13 protein-coding genes are annotated in these 13,054 nt (G+C 60.6%); 1 reads left to right on the plus strand and 12 read right to left on the minus strand.

From position 1 onward, the window contains the following. Positions 1 to 12: 12 nt before the first annotated feature. The 9 genes from GGR90_RS03095 to hpaH all read right to left on the minus strand — a co-directional run bounded on the left by GGR90_RS03095 (position 13) and on the right by hpaH (position 9,145). On the minus strand, positions 13 to 1,473 hold the full coding sequence (locus GGR90_RS03095) for an FAD-binding oxidoreductase (RefSeq protein ID WP_167920794.1): 1,461 nt from the start codon (positions 1,471 to 1,473) through the stop codon (positions 13 to 15). A 12-nt stretch (positions 1,474 to 1,485) separates the two neighbouring features. Beyond that, positions 1,486 to 1,725: a non-oxidative hydroxyarylic acid decarboxylases subunit D gene (locus GGR90_RS19740; RefSeq protein ID WP_037557656.1), complete on the minus strand. Its 240-nt coding sequence runs from the start codon at positions 1,723 to 1,725 to the stop codon at positions 1,486 to 1,488. Next, on the minus strand, positions 1,722 to 3,200 hold the full coding sequence (locus GGR90_RS03100; RefSeq protein WP_167919376.1) for a non-oxidative hydroxyarylic acid decarboxylases subunit C: 1,479 nt from the start codon (positions 3,198 to 3,200) through the stop codon (positions 1,722 to 1,724). Before GGR90_RS03100 ends, GGR90_RS19740 begins: the two co-directional genes overlap by 4 nt. After that, entirely contained in the window at positions 3,200 to 4,660 is a 1,461-nt protein-coding gene (locus GGR90_RS03105) for an aldehyde dehydrogenase family protein (protein WP_037557719.1), read from the minus strand. Before GGR90_RS03105 ends, GGR90_RS03100 begins: the two co-directional genes overlap by 1 nt. Positions 4,661 to 4,693: 33 nt before the next feature. Then, positions 4,694 to 6,247 (minus strand): FAD-binding protein, encoded by a 1,554-nt coding sequence (locus tag GGR90_RS03110; protein WP_167919378.1) that lies wholly within the window; start codon positions 6,245 to 6,247, stop codon positions 4,694 to 4,696. Further along, positions 6,244 to 6,816 (minus strand): hypothetical protein, encoded by a 573-nt coding sequence (locus GGR90_RS03115; protein ID WP_052182497.1) that lies wholly within the window; start codon positions 6,814 to 6,816, stop codon positions 6,244 to 6,246. The genes GGR90_RS03110 and GGR90_RS03115 overlap by 4 nt, the downstream gene beginning before the upstream one ends. Then, on the minus strand, positions 6,816 to 7,439 hold the full coding sequence (locus GGR90_RS03120) for a UbiX family flavin prenyltransferase (protein ID WP_231732769.1): 624 nt from the start codon (positions 7,437 to 7,439) through the stop codon (positions 6,816 to 6,818). Before GGR90_RS03120 ends, GGR90_RS03115 begins: the two co-directional genes overlap by 1 nt. A 133-nt stretch (positions 7,440 to 7,572) precedes the next feature. Then, positions 7,573 to 8,343 carry an HpcH/HpaI aldolase family protein gene (locus tag GGR90_RS03125; protein ID WP_037557654.1) on the minus strand — a complete coding sequence of 257 codons (771 nt, stop codon included), beginning with the start codon at positions 8,341 to 8,343 and terminating at the stop codon, positions 7,573 to 7,575. Position 8,344: 1 nt separating this feature from the next. Beyond that, positions 8,345 to 9,145 (minus strand): 2-oxo-hept-4-ene-1,7-dioate hydratase, encoded by an 801-nt coding sequence (gene hpaH / locus GGR90_RS03130; protein ID WP_037557653.1) that lies wholly within the window; start codon positions 9,143 to 9,145, stop codon positions 8,345 to 8,347. 168 nt (positions 9,146 to 9,313) lie between these two features. On the opposite strand from hpaH, the gene GGR90_RS03135 reads away from it, so the two are divergent. Beyond that, a complete protein-coding gene (locus GGR90_RS03135; RefSeq protein ID WP_037557652.1) occupies positions 9,314 to 10,180 on the plus strand; it encodes an alpha/beta fold hydrolase in 867 nt (288 codons plus the stop codon). Positions 10,181 to 10,248: 68 nt separating this feature from the next. Here GGR90_RS03135 and GGR90_RS03140 read toward each other — a convergent pair whose 3' ends face one another. Genes GGR90_RS03140 through GGR90_RS03150 form a run of 3 tightly spaced genes read right to left on the minus strand, consistent with a single transcriptional unit; the run spans position 10,249 to position 12,931 of the window. After that, positions 10,249 to 10,746 carry an aromatic-ring-hydroxylating dioxygenase subunit beta gene (locus GGR90_RS03140; protein WP_037557651.1) on the minus strand — a complete coding sequence of 166 codons (498 nt, stop codon included), beginning with the start codon at positions 10,744 to 10,746 and terminating at the stop codon, positions 10,249 to 10,251. Beyond that, positions 10,743 to 11,918, minus strand: a complete 1,176-nt coding sequence (locus GGR90_RS03145; RefSeq protein ID WP_037557650.1) for an aromatic ring-hydroxylating oxygenase subunit alpha — start codon at positions 11,916 to 11,918, stop codon at positions 10,743 to 10,745. The genes GGR90_RS03140 and GGR90_RS03145 overlap by 4 nt, the downstream gene beginning before the upstream one ends. Further along, complete coding sequence (locus tag GGR90_RS03150; protein WP_037557715.1) at positions 11,915 to 12,931, minus strand: dihydrodipicolinate synthase family protein; 1,017 nt, start codon at positions 12,929 to 12,931, stop codon at positions 11,915 to 11,917. Before GGR90_RS03150 ends, GGR90_RS03145 begins: the two co-directional genes overlap by 4 nt. Positions 12,932 to 13,054 lie beyond the last annotated feature (123 nt).

Below are 13,054 nucleotides of genomic sequence, written 5' to 3' on the forward strand. Positions count from 1 at the left end.
CCTTGTTTGAGGTCAGGCCGACAGAAAGAGGTTCGCGGGATCGAGCGCGCGTTTCACGCGCGCGTGCAGTTGAGTTATCGCGCCGCTTTCATAGGTCGCCCTAGCAGAGGCGGCGAGCGCCGGCTCGACGTGCGTCTGTCCAAATCCGGCACCTGCCTGCGCATCGATCAGCTCGATAGCGCAGTCTCTCGCCCGTTTACTGCCCGCGGGACTGCCATCGAAGCACAAATACTGCCGATGCTGGGCAGAGCGCCAGACGGCATTCGTTTCTCCGACAAAATCGAAACCGTGCCGGCCGGAAATATCGCGCGACAAGTCATAAAGACGAAGCCCTTCCTTGCCATCAACCGGGCTGATGGGGCCGATGTCGAGAGAGGATCCTCCGGCCCAGGCCGAAGGGCGGCCAAGTGCATTACCGACCGAACCAAGCATCATGCCTTTTCGCCACGCCCACAGTCCTTCCATCCCGGCTGCGGGAGCGGCCAGCACCCGCGAGCCTTTGATCGATGCGAACGCGTCCTGGACCATCGACCAAGCGATGCGAACATTGTCGGGGAGCCCGTAAAGCGAGCCGTAAAGAGTCCAGTAGCCAAGCCCGATCGACTCCCCGGCTTTTCGAACCTCGCCGGCGGACATTGGGCCGGTGCCGCCGAAGTCGCGGCGTACCTTGCCCGAACGCGCTGCTTCGTGCAGCGCATTTGCCACCGCCACGCCATTGGGGACGACCATATTGGTCTTGAGCGGGCCCAGTACATCGAGAAGTTTGCCAAGATCGTCTTCGTCCGGCACCGTGACAGCAAAGGATTGCGCTGCCGGGGGCTGGGGCATGAGCCAGAGGCCGAGCTTGGTCACGACGCCAAGATCGGATTGTGTGAAGAGCCCGTCGATCCAGGGCCCGTAACCAAATTTGAAGAGCTGCCAGCAGGTACTCTTGGGCATAGCACCCATCCCTGTCCGGACACTGCGGCCGTCGGCCAGCATCAACTCCAGCCCGCATTGCATAAGATAATGATCGGCATATGGGGTATAGCCCACGCGCCGCTTCAGAAAGGCGCTCGCCACCGATTCGTCGGGCTCACCCGGGCAATCGACCCAGAGCTTGAGCCCCCGCTCGCCTATCTGTTCGGAGAGTTGCCGAAAGGTGACGCCTGGCTCGACGAGGCAGTAAGCCAAGTTCTCATTGATCTCGAGAATCTCATTCATGCGGCCAAGATCGAGCAATATGATCTTGTCGCGTGCCGCCACCTCCTGACCTGCGACCGCGCGGCACACAGGTTGAAGCGACGCTCCGGCCTCGCTCGCCACCGCGAGGACCTTGGCAAGTTGCTCGGTGTCGCGCGGCGCGATGATACCCAGGGGCAAGGCGACCCCGGAATGGAAGGGTGCGAGCGCCGCCGGATCGCGTGTTACCCCATCGGCACCGACCAGTGCCTCTAGCGCGTCGAGCGCGGCGGCTTGGCGATTTGCGTCCATCTTGATCACCCCCTATTTCCGCATGGTCGAAGGTTGCAGGACGATCGGAAAAAGATCCGGCTCCGAAACATCGATCGCGAACTCCTCGGCGCGCACGCGCGGGTCGATCGCACTCGCCGGCTCGCTGTCGCGCCAAGAGAAACAGCAGGCCGTGCAGCGATGGATTGTCCAAATCGTTTTCTCGCCATCGACGCCGCGGAAATCAGGGATCGAAGCGTCGGAGCCACATCGCGGGCAATGGGGTGCAGTCATAGCGTCTCGCCTCGTTGCATCGCCTGGATCCGTTTGCCGAGGTCATCGATAGTCTGGCCGGTGGGCGGGGTGACCAGATGTGCCTCGCCCACCGGATCGGGCGGGAGATAGCTTGTTGCGTCGATAATCAGATGGTGCCCCTTCCCCGGCGTCACGGCAGCGGGGTCGATCGGGACCATCGCCATGTTCGGCAGGACGATGATGTCCTCCGCGCGCGTCCGGGTCGACAGGGCCCACATGACCTGGTTGAGATCGAAGGGATCGATATCGCCATCGACCATGATCAGATTTTTCAGATACATGAGGCCATGGGGCGTACCAAGCGCGCGGAGCGCCACGGATTTTGCGAAGCCCGCCATCCGGTTCTTGACCGCGATGATCGCTGTCAGTCCGTGCTGGTACAGCGCATTCACCGCGGTGACTTCGGGGAAGGTCTGGCGCAACTGTGCATAGATGGGCGCCGACGTATGAAGACCGATCAGCGTGTCGTGCTCCGTCCAGCCACGACCGATGTAGATATTCTCGAATATAGGGTTCTTTCGGTGCGAGACGGCGGTCACCTTGAAGACAGGGGCGCGTCGCACGCCGCTGTAGGATCCTGGGAATTCACCGAACGGCCCCTCGAAGACTCGCTCGCCGAGCTGGAGCTCGGCTTCGATGACGATCTCGCTATCCGCGAGGATGTCGATACCGTTGCCGGAATTCGTCAGCCGGATCGGCGCTCCCATCATCGCCGAGGCATAAGCATATTCGGACTCGTCGTAGCCGATTGGTGTTGCTGCGAACAATGCGACGCCGGGATGATTGCCAAGCATGACGGCAATCTTGAGCGGCAACCCTTCGCGTTCCGCCGCTAGAATCTGGCGTCCCATGTCATGCGACGGGATCGTCATCAGGCTGAAGCGATCGGGACCCTGAATCTGAAGCCTGTAGATACCGACATTCTGCTTGCCGAAATTGTCGGGATCCAACGGATCGCGCGAAGCCACCGACGCCTTGGCCAGATAGAAGCCACCGTCAAACTCGTTGATGCGATACACGGGCAGCAGGTCGTAGAGATTGATATTCTCCTCGTGCCGGCACTCATGCACAGGCGCCTGCCCCTCGGAAACGCGGCTGATCTGGGCAGAGGCATCGCCCCAGCGCCCGGCTATGTCGAAGAACATATCCCGGATTGTGGTGCCTTTTGGCTGACCCAGGAGCAGCGCGATATTATCCCAAGAGCCGTGCACCCCGACAACCGTGCGTTTCCCGGGGTAGCCCGCTATATTGTCGAACAGGATCGCAGGAGCATGGTTGACATCGCGCGATGCGGCCACGGCAATGTTGCGCAGGTCGGGCTCGGGCATGATCCGGTCCGTCCAGGTGATGGCCTGCCCATATTCTTCGAGGAGCTCCAGAAAATCGCGCAGCGATCCGACGCCTCTTGCGCGATCGGCGAGGTTGGCGCGAATGGCTGACTTTCCTTGAGACATCAGTGTGCTCCCCCAACGGCCGCGTCGGTCTGGATGCTCACCCATTTCCACTCGGTCATGATTTCAAGATCGGCCTCGGTGCCCTCGCGGCCAAATCCGGAAGCCTTGGAACCGCCGAACGGCACGTGAGGCTCGTCGTGCAACGTGGGCGCGTTGACATGGACCATCCCGGACTCGATTTCGCGAGCGAACCGAAGCGCCTTGTCGATGTCGCGCGTGAAGATCGCGGCGCTCAGGCCATATTCGGTGTCGTTGGCAAGCCGGAGGGCTTCATCGAGGTCATCGAACGGATAGAGCGACGTGACCGGCCCGAAGGTTTCCTGGGCCGCTACCTCCATCCCGGGCTGGACACCGGAGAGGATGGTCGCATGGCACACATGGCCCGTCCATTCGCCCCCGGCGAGTATTTCGGCTCCCTTGCCGCGGGCGTCATCGATATGCTGCCGCACGCGCGCGCGCTGACGCCCGGAAATGATAGGACCCAGCATCGTTGCGGGATCGCGCAGATCGCCGGATGAGAGTTTCGCAGCTGCAGCAGCGAAAGCCTTGGAGAACCGGTCGAAGATCGGACGTTCGACATAGATACGCGACGCCCCCATGCACACCTGGCCCTGATACATGAAGATGCTGAAGATCGCGGCCGCCACGGCCTTTTCGATGTCGGCGTCGGCGCAGACGACGAGAGGACTCTTCCCGCCGAGTTCGAGGGTATATTTCTTGAAGCCTTCAGCTGCGATGCGCGCGATATGCCGCCCGACCCGGGACGAGCCCGTGAAGGTGATCGCGCGAACCTTGGGATGGCCAGTAAGCGCATCGCCGATTTTGGCGCCGTCCCCATATACAATGTTGAACAGGCCTTCGGGCACGCCTGCTTCCTCCCAGAGGCGCGCGAGTTGATCGGCCACGCGCGGTGCCGCTTCCGACGGAAGCAGGACGAAGGCATTGCCCGTCGCGAGCGCCATGGCCGACTGCTTGATCCCCTTGATCAGCGGGACGTTGAACGGCGTAATGCCGGCAACGACTCCGACCGGTTCGCGAAAACTCATGCTGACGCGGCCGGGCGCATCGGATGGAATAGTCTCGCCGCGAATGCGCCGGGGAACGCCTGCGGCCGCGCGCAAGAAGCTCGTGGCGAACCGGGTCTCGAAACCGGCCTTTGCGATCGGCGAGCCGATTTCATCAACGAGCGTGTCGGCAAATTGCGATGCGTCACGCTCCATGAGAGCCGAAGCCTTTATCATCCATCCCTCGCGCGCGGCTGCGGAAAGGTCGCGGTTCCGGCGATAGGCCGTGTCGGCCGCCTCAACTGCTCGATCGACGTCGGCCGGAGTCCCGGCAGCCGCCCGGGAATAGAGACTGTCGTCAATCGGGTTCAGGCTTTCGAAATAAGCGCCGTCGCCAGGGGCAACCGGTGACCCGCCGATCCAGTGGTCAAGCCCCCTCACTTCGTCCTTACGCATCATGAATCTCCTGGGAGCGTGGGTCGCGTGGCATCAGGGACGCGCCGACTTCGGCCATATGCCCTGCTTTCCGGGCGAAAGAATGCCGTTGGGATCGAGAGCGTCCTTCAGGCGGTGATGGAGATCCCAAAGCGCCCCGTCGTTGTGACGATAGGTTCCAGCAATCTGGTCCATGAAGGCGAGATGGGTACGATATTCGCCGAACCCTGCCGCCGCGGCCTCGTCCACCAGGAGACTGAAGAGATCGTGGGCGCTCTTGCGCATCGTTTCATCGGCCCGATTGTACATGATCATCAAAATGTGATGCATGTCCCGCCAGCCGACCAGAAACTCACCGATGTAGTCGAAGCCGAATTCGTGGCAGCGTTTCTTGATCAGATTATATTGAGCCAAGGCTTCCGCCCCGTCGGGCGCGGAAATCGGGGAAAAGTTGACGTGTCCCCCTCCGCCGATCCAGTTCATGATGCTGAACTCGGTCATATTGGGTTCGCCGCGCATGAGCTTAACGCGATAATCCCACGCAGGATCATTCTCGCGCGCGAAGTGGAACTTGGCGCCCGGAATGTTGCTGAATGCCTCCTCGATCAATTTCCAATTATTCTCGATCATGGGCGGTGGTCCGTAGAGGGCGCCGTAATAATTCCACATCCCGAGATTGAGGTCCGCGGCGATCTTCGTCCGGATCGACGGCGGGAGCGGCCCCTTGCCGTCATAATAATGTCGCCGCGTGGTCTTCGCCGAGGCCTCCCACAATAGGTCGACCGCGACCGCTGCGTTAGGGATCACCTGATTCACCTTGAGCGGGCGCGTGATCTCGAAAATCTGCTCGAGATCCTCTTCGCGTGGAAAGGTGATCATGAACGGCTTGTAACCGGGCGGCTCCGGCATCAGCCAGATGCCGAGTTTGGTGACGACGCCGAAATTCGACTGGGTGAACATGCCATCGAACTGCGGTCCGAGCCCATGTTTGCTGATCTGCCAATGCTTGCTGTTAGAGATGCCTCCCTGGCCCGTGCGAACGACCTGGCCATCGGCAAGCACAACTTCCATCCCGCATTGCATAATGAAGTGATCGCCATAGGGCGTGTAGCCGGCGCCATGCTCGAGCGCGTTCCCCATGACGCCGCCCCAGGCGGGCGCTGCCGGATCGATCCACAATTTGCTGCCGATCCGCTGCAGGTGGCGATAAAGCTGCATGTAGGAAACGCCCGGCTCGACCAGCGCATATCCATATTTTTCGTTGACTTCGATGATCCGGTTCATCCGTTTCAGATCGAGGACAAGATATCCGGATTTGCGGGGTGCCGGCCCGCCATATGCGAAGTTCCGTCCAGTCCCGATGGTCCAGATCGGCAATCGGAAGCTGTTGGCGATGGCAAGGATCCGCTGCACCTGTTCGACGCTTTCCGGAGCGACGGCGGCAGAAGGAAGCAGAGTGCCATCGGCAAGCGGCGAATACGCGTCGCGGTAAGTCGACAGCGGAAGCTCGTCGACGAAAACCCAGGTTTTGCCGACGACGCCTGCGAGTTCATCGAGGGCCCGTGAAAAGTCGGCCGCCGCAATTCCCTCGGGCAGCGGCGGCCTCACCGCGTTTCTCCGGCAAGCCGAAAGGCCCAGGTCACAAGTAGGCCGGGGCTATTCGAGGCGAGTGCACATTCCCCCGAAATGCACGCGGCCCGGCGCGGTGATGATTTGTGGCCGTCCAGCTCATCGCGAACTTTCTGCGCAACGACGGCGGGCCAAGTATATTGCGGGAGCGCGCCCAAGCCGGGGGCGGCGCCGATGCGGTGTGTCCAGCGGCCCGCCTCATAGGAATGTTCCCATCGAAGCAAAGGCTCCGCTCCACTCTCGATGAGCAACTGGGCCGCAATCATTGCAGCGGGGTCGGAGGTCAGGCCTGCAATCACCTGCGCGCCGCGGGGCCAGTCGCCAAGCAACTCATCCAGCCCGCTTCCGACATCCAGCGCGAGAGACTTTTTCGAAGACGATATGAGGGACGCGGCAAAACGCTCGCTTTCCTCAACCCTTGGCTGGCTGACGACGAGAACGGCCTCTTCGTCCGCCGCACTTCCTGACCGGAAGCGGGAGGCTCCAACCAGACCCGCGCAAAAAACCCCGGCGCCCAATAGCTCCCGGCGCATCAGCACTGCCGCCATCAAATTGTCCTTTCCGATTTATCCGCCTGCGCCAGAGGCATCACTTCTGCGCCCTTCAGTCCGGTCCATCGGCGATCGGCGGCCCGATGGATGCCGAACTGGTCGAGGACCCGGATGCAGCTATGGTCGACGATTTCGTCGATCGACGATGGCCGAGCGTAGAACGCCGGGACGGGTGGGAAAATTATCGCCCCCATTTCGGTACAGGCTGCCATGTTTCGAAGATGGGCAAGGTTCAGGGGCGTCTCTCGCACCATGAGCGTTAATGGACGACGCTCCTTGAGCATGACGTCGGCAGCTCGGGTGATCAGATTGTCGGAGAGCCCATTGGCGATCGCCGCAAGGGTGCGCATGGAGCAGGGCGCGACAATCATGCCGTCACAGAGAAACGATCCGCTCGCGATACTGGCGCCGACATTCCGTATGTTATGAACCACGTCAGCCGACGCTTCAAATTTTTTCAGCGTTAGCGGCAGTTCCTCGCGGATGTTGAGCACGGCTGCCTGGGAGACCACGAGGTGCGTTTCGCAGCTCGGATCTTCACGCAGCATTTCCAGCAGACGCAGACCGTAGATTGATCCTGTCGCGCCGGTGATCGCGATCACGATCTTTTGCAACGTCATCGCCCCCGCCGGCGGAGGCCGCCTGTATCCGGTCGATTCGGCACTAGCATAGCCCGCTCCCGATTTCCTATTTGGACACAGCATACAATCCGTTGCTTATTGTGCAAGGCCAAAACCGGCGCGCGGATCGCGGTCACTGGCGGAATCGATCGAGCAGCCCGCGTGCCGCATCGGCGAGGGCGAACGCATCTATTCCGACAGCGACGAAGCTTGCGCCGCCGGCGAGATGTGCATCGAGAAGCGCGAGATCGCGCGACAGAATTCCCGCTGGCTTTCCCGCGGCAAGGATGCGGGACAACGCGCCCATCGTGAGCTCGCGCACCCGCTCCCGGTTGGCGCTTCCCAAGAGCCCGGCCGACGCTGCCAGATCGGCTGGACCGATGAACAGCGCGTCGATCCCGTCGACGCCGGCGATTGCTTCGATATTCTCGACACCCTGAATCGTCTCGATTTGCGCAATCAGACAAAGCCGCTCGTTGGCATCGGCAACATGGGTCGCAATGCCGCCCCAGCGCGATGCCCTTGCACCGCCGATGCCTCGGCTGCCCGATGGGGGGTAGCGGCATGCTTCGACCAACCGGAAGGCCTGCTCAGCCGTTTCGACCATCGGAACCATGAGGGTCGTCGCTCCCAAGTCGAGGATTTGACGGATCGCGACGGGGTCTGATGAAGGCACGCGCACGACGGCAGCGCAGGGCGGGCAGGACGCTATTGCCCGCAATTGCTCGATTATCCCGGGCAGAGTTTGCGGTCCGTGCTCGGCATCGACAAGGAGCCAGTCGAACCCCAGTCCGGCGCAGATTTCGGCGATGTCGGCGTTCGCCAGCGCCAGCCAGAATCCCATCTGCGTCCGCCCTTCGGCGAGCGCGACTTTGAAATGGTTGGGAGGATTTGCTGACGACATGTCAGACAAACCGCATCGCGATCGAGCCGAGCCTGCCATAATCCGCAGATATCACGTCGCCGCGCGACACAGGGACCGGGCGGGTAAAAGAACCGCCCAGCAGGATTTCGCCCGCCTGCAACTCTTCTCCCCACTGCGACAAGCGATTTGCCAACCACGCGACCCCTCGCGCTGGATGGTTTAGCACGCCAGCCGCAATTCCTGTTTCCTCGATGACGGCATTGCGAGATAATATGGCGCCGGCCCATCGCAGGTCGATGGCGTCCGGCCGGATGGGCCGGCCGCCGAGGACGATCCCGGCATTCGCCGCGTTGTCGGCAATCGTATCCTGGATTTTCCGGGCGCTGCCGGTCTCCGCGTCGATCGGCTGAACGCGGCTGTCGATGATCTCCACGGCGGGCACTACATATTCAGTGGCAGCGAGAACAGCCCGTGTCGTCACATCGGGACCACCCAGCGGCCGGGAGAGAATGAAGGCCAATTCGACTTCGACCTTCGGATTGATGAAGCGATCGATGGGAATTTCGCTCCCCTCCTCGAACGCCATGTCATCGAGCAACGTGCCATAGTCGGGCTCGGTGATACCAGCAGACGCCTGCATCGCACGCGATGTCAGACCAATCTTGCGGCCAATGGACCGACGTCCCGCCGCCTTCTTGAGCTCAACCCACGCGCGGGCGATGCGATATCCATCTTCTATCGTCATCTGAGGGAAGCGAAGCGACAGCTGCCGGACGGGTGTTTGGCTCGCCTCGGCGACATCCAGTTCACGCGCGAGCGATGCAACAGTCTCGTCGTCCATCTCGGCTACTCCCCGTCCCACAATTGCTTATCTGGCAAATGCATTGCACAATGAGATATGAGAGTCCAGTCGGCAGGTCGCTAGAGTTTACAATGGACAACACGATAGCCATTGTGCAATGTCCAGGTCGGATGGAATGCCATCGATAAGACGGAAGGGAGAGATTTCATGGGTTCGGATGTCATCCGGGAAGAGAAAATCGAAGGACGCGGGCTTACGTCGCACACGATGATCGCCGGCGATCCCAAGAAGCCTGCCATATTACTTCTGCATGGCGCCGGGCCGGGTGCGCACGCCGCATCAAACTGGCGCCACCTAATGCCCGATCTCGCCGAAAATTTCTTCGTGATCGCACCCGATCTGATCGGATTTGGCCAGTCCACCATACCGGATCCGTTCCCGGACAATGTCATGGCGTGGATCGGTGTCCGCGTCGAACAATGCCTCGGACTGATGGACGCGCTTGAGATCGACAGCGCCCATATCGTCGGAAATTCGATGGGCGGCGCGCTGACACTGCAGCTTCTGAGCGAAACGCCCGAACGATTCGATAAGGTCATTCTCATGGGGTCGATAGGTGCCCCGGCGCCGCGGACGCCGGAGTTGGTTCGGCTGCTCTCCTTTTATTCCGATCCGCGCCCAGCGCGATATCGCCAGCTGATGCACAGCTTCGCCTATGACGCTGACAAGTTCGAAGGAATGGAAGAGATCGTATCGTCGCGCTATCAAATTGCGACCGATCCCGCTGTCATGTCCATCGCGTCGAAGATGATCGATTCGATGAAGGTCGGGATCGAAACGCTTGCAATGCCGCCGTCGATCTTGGGCAAGCTTCCGCACGACGTGCTGATTTTTCACGGCAGGCAGGACCGGATCGTCCCTCTCGATACGAGCCTCTATCTGCTTGAGCATCTCCAGCATGCCGAACTCTATGTTCTCGATAGGTCGGGACACTGGAGCCAGCTTGAGCGATGGGACATCATGCGCCCGATGCTCGAACGCCATTTTGGCGCACGCGACTGGACGACGGCCTGAGGGCCGTTGTCACCCCGATGACGTACATATCCAAGGGCGCTGGCTCTCACCATCGCTCCCAGGTGTGACTAGATCGGATAGACCAGATAGCGGGGTAGTACCGTCGTATCGAGGAGGGTGCGACGGGAAAGAAGCTTAAGATCTCCATCCGCGCCTTCTCGAACGAGATCCTCATATTGCCCCGTCGCGAGGACTTCGGACACGCCGCTGTCTTCGGGCGTCATGAACACGCTGAAGTTGGACCGCGCTTTCCAGGTGTTATCATCAATTCGGTCCGCCGCGACGCGCTGAACGAAATGCCGAGTTCGATAGTCCTGAAATGTCCCGGCCCATATCTTCGTGATATAGGTCACTCGGTCGAGCAGGCGCGCGTGGCAGTCGTCGTACATGAAGCCCAGCGCGAGCCCCTGTTCCTCATTTTCACGCGACAGACAGATATAGGATGCGTCGTCCTCTTCCACATAGTTGGATAGCCAGCGCTGCATATCCTTGCTGTCGAGTGCGTCCGCGTCCGCGACGAGCAAGTCGTCGAGCGCGCGATTAAAGTTTTCGGGCGCCAAGGTCATGCTGCGCGCCTTTCGAAACCCATTATTTCCCGATAATATTCCCATCTCGGAAGATTTCCGCTCTCGTCGTTCTGAAGGAACTCGTCCTCGATCTTCTCTTTGTCACGGACACCTTTTTGAAAGATGGCCGCGCCGGGCGTGTGGTTCCCGATATGAATCCGGTGAAAAATCGACGCGTCTTCCATGCTGATCAGGCCGCTCGGACCCAAGAGGTTCGAACTTTGGCGCAAGCGGTGCCGCACCATCTCCTCATCGTCATCGGCATGCGCGAAATAAGCGTAATGCACTTCGACCCGCTCATGATCGATGGGCGTCGCGAACCGCAGGTTGATAACGTCCAAATGCTTCGTTGCAACGAAGGTCGGAAAGAGGCTGACGATCCGGGATCCGACGGAGGGGTCCTGCCCCTTGAACTCGATGATCGACGGATCTTCGAGCATCGTATCGCCACGGGCAACCGACAGCTCGGATTCAAAGCCTATATGGCCCCGTTTCGTGCTGGTGAACTGGCGCCCCTTACCGCCCTGCCAGTTTAGGAGATTGAAGGCCTGGTGCAGGAGCGGTGCATGATAGCCGTCATTGTCGGTATAGGACTTCCAGTTCGTGTTGTACCGGACCTTCTGGTAGCCGAGCAGCTTGAGGCGGCCGTCCCCCCCCACGAGCTCGCGGAGCGTTTCCACGATCGATCCGAGGCATTCGAGAAGGGGTTCGGTTCGAGCGGACATGGTGACGAACACGACGCCGTAGACGCTCTCCATCCGGGGTTGGGCCAAGGGATAGTCGGAGCGGTTGAAGCCAGGCACGAACTCGCGCTGGTTCGGACACCCGACCAGGTCCCCCCGCGTGCTGAACAGCCAGCGATGATATGGGCATTCGAATTCCTGCTTGTTACCCATCGGAGCGGTTTCGAGCTGGTTCCCGCGGTGCGAGCAGGCGTTGAAGAAGGCGCGAACGATACCATCATCGCCGCGCGCGATCAGCAGGGGAATACCGGCGAGACGAAACGTCTTGAAATCCCCCCGTTCCGGGATCTCGCTCTCATGGCAAACCGGATGCCACTCCTCGCCATGAAAAATGCGCTGCAGTTCGGTGTCGTAAACGTCCTTGCGTACAAAAACTTCCTTCGGAATCTCATTGAAATTGTGAGGCCAGTCCAAATCTAGCTTCGTCATGGGATTGCCTCCAATGATAATGGCGTGGATTGCTCGCGTTCCAGCTCGCGTCCCAGATCGGCCCACATCGTGCCGGATTTGCGCGCCCCGGCCAGAAACGGCTCGGGTACGAGATGATAGGGCGGCCGAACTGGTCCCGCTTTCATCCACCCTGCAGCGTCCATTCGGGCCTTCTCGAGGCCGATGTTATACGTTGAAAATTCCTTGAAGCTCCCATTCGGGAACAGGGGCGCGGCGGTGGGGCCCAGACGCGCCTGCAGCGCCCGCGCGGCCGCCCAGTCGCCGCTTGCCCTCGCCTTCGCGACAATATCGCGCAAACTCGTCGTCACGAGCGGATGGCAAACGGCGCCACTGGACCAGAAGGCATCGATCTCGTCGACCATCCGCGCCGCCGCATAATAATCGAAATCGATGGGGAGTAGCTTGATATTGCCCTTCACGGCCGCGAGATCGGCCAGCAGCGTACCGACCCCGATATATTTCGCGGTCACGACCTGGGGAATTTCCGCGACCTGCGCCCAGAATGCCCGCGGAAAATCGAACTTGAACGCTTCGGGGTTGGCGTAAATGGCGATATTCATTTCGGGGACGGCCTCGGCGACGTCGCGATAGAATTGCACGGAAACGTCGAGCGCGGGCGCGCACCACATCGGAATGCCAAGCATGGTCCCGTCGGCGCCAAGCGCAAGCGCTTCCCGGGTCAGGGCGATCGTATCGCGCGTGTTAAGGCAGGTCGTGCCCACGAACACGGGAACGCGGCCGCCGGCCGCATCGACAATCGCTCGCATATAATCGAGCTTTTCGCCGTGGGTGAGCGTTGCCGCCTCTCCCAAAGTTCCCATGCTGAGAATGCCGTCAATTCCAGCGTCGATCAGCCCGTTCACCACCCGCGCGGCTTCATCCAGGTCGACCGTGTTCTCTGAGCGCCAGTCCGAGGCGTTTTCGGTAGCGGGCGTCGGCACGATGGCCCAGGCGCCTTTGATATCATCGGGTCGGAGCAGCCGGCTGCGCATCATCCCTCTCCTTTTGGACCTGCAGAATCACGGCCCTTTCGTTGTTCATAGTGTAATGCATTACTCCTTGTGTTTGCAAGCTGCGACATGTAATTCCTGAATCAACCATTGCGTAACAATTCT

Origin of the sequence: Sphingopyxis italica, from assembly GCF_011926545.1 — a bacterium.
GTDB classification, from domain to species: Bacteria; Pseudomonadota; Alphaproteobacteria; order Sphingomonadales; family Sphingomonadaceae; genus Sphingopyxis; species Sphingopyxis italica.

Excerpts from the sequence above, each read along its gene's own strand:
- GGR90_RS03095 (WP_167920794.1), bottom strand. The coding sequence starts at position 1,473 with ATGGACGCAAATCGCCAAGCCGCCGCGCTCGACGCGCTAGAGGCACTG.
- GGR90_RS03150 (WP_037557715.1), bottom strand. The coding sequence starts at position 12,931 with ATGCGCAGCCGGCTGCTCCGACCCGATGATATCAAAGGCGCCTGGGCC.
- GGR90_RS03135 (WP_037557652.1), top strand. The coding sequence starts at position 9,314 with ATGGGTTCGGATGTCATCCGGGAAGAGAAAATCGAAGGACGCGGGCTT.
- GGR90_RS19740 (WP_037557656.1), bottom strand. The coding sequence starts at position 1,725 with ATGACTGCACCCCATTGCCCGCGATGTGGCTCCGACGCTTCGATCCCT.
- GGR90_RS03145 (WP_037557650.1), bottom strand. The coding sequence starts at position 11,918 with ATGACGAAGCTAGATTTGGACTGGCCTCACAATTTCAATGAGATTCCG.
- hpaH (WP_037557653.1), bottom strand. The coding sequence starts at position 9,145 with ATGGACGACGAGACTGTTGCATCGCTCGCGCGTGAACTGGATGTCGCC.
- GGR90_RS03115 (WP_052182497.1), bottom strand. The coding sequence starts at position 6,816 with ATGGCGGCAGTGCTGATGCGCCGGGAGCTATTGGGCGCCGGGGTTTTT.
- GGR90_RS03125 (WP_037557654.1), bottom strand. The coding sequence starts at position 8,343 with ATGTCGTCAGCAAATCCTCCCAACCATTTCAAAGTCGCGCTCGCCGAA.
- GGR90_RS03100 (WP_167919376.1), bottom strand. The coding sequence starts at position 3,200 with ATGTCTCAAGGAAAGTCAGCCATTCGCGCCAACCTCGCCGATCGCGCA.
- GGR90_RS03105 (WP_037557719.1), bottom strand. The coding sequence starts at position 4,660 with ATGCGTAAGGACGAAGTGAGGGGGCTTGACCACTGGATCGGCGGGTCA.
- GGR90_RS03140 (WP_037557651.1), bottom strand. The coding sequence starts at position 10,746 with ATGACCTTGGCGCCCGAAAACTTTAATCGCGCGCTCGACGACTTGCTC.
- GGR90_RS03120 (WP_231732769.1), bottom strand. The coding sequence starts at position 7,439 with ATGACGTTGCAAAAGATCGTGATCGCGATCACCGGCGCGACAGGATCA.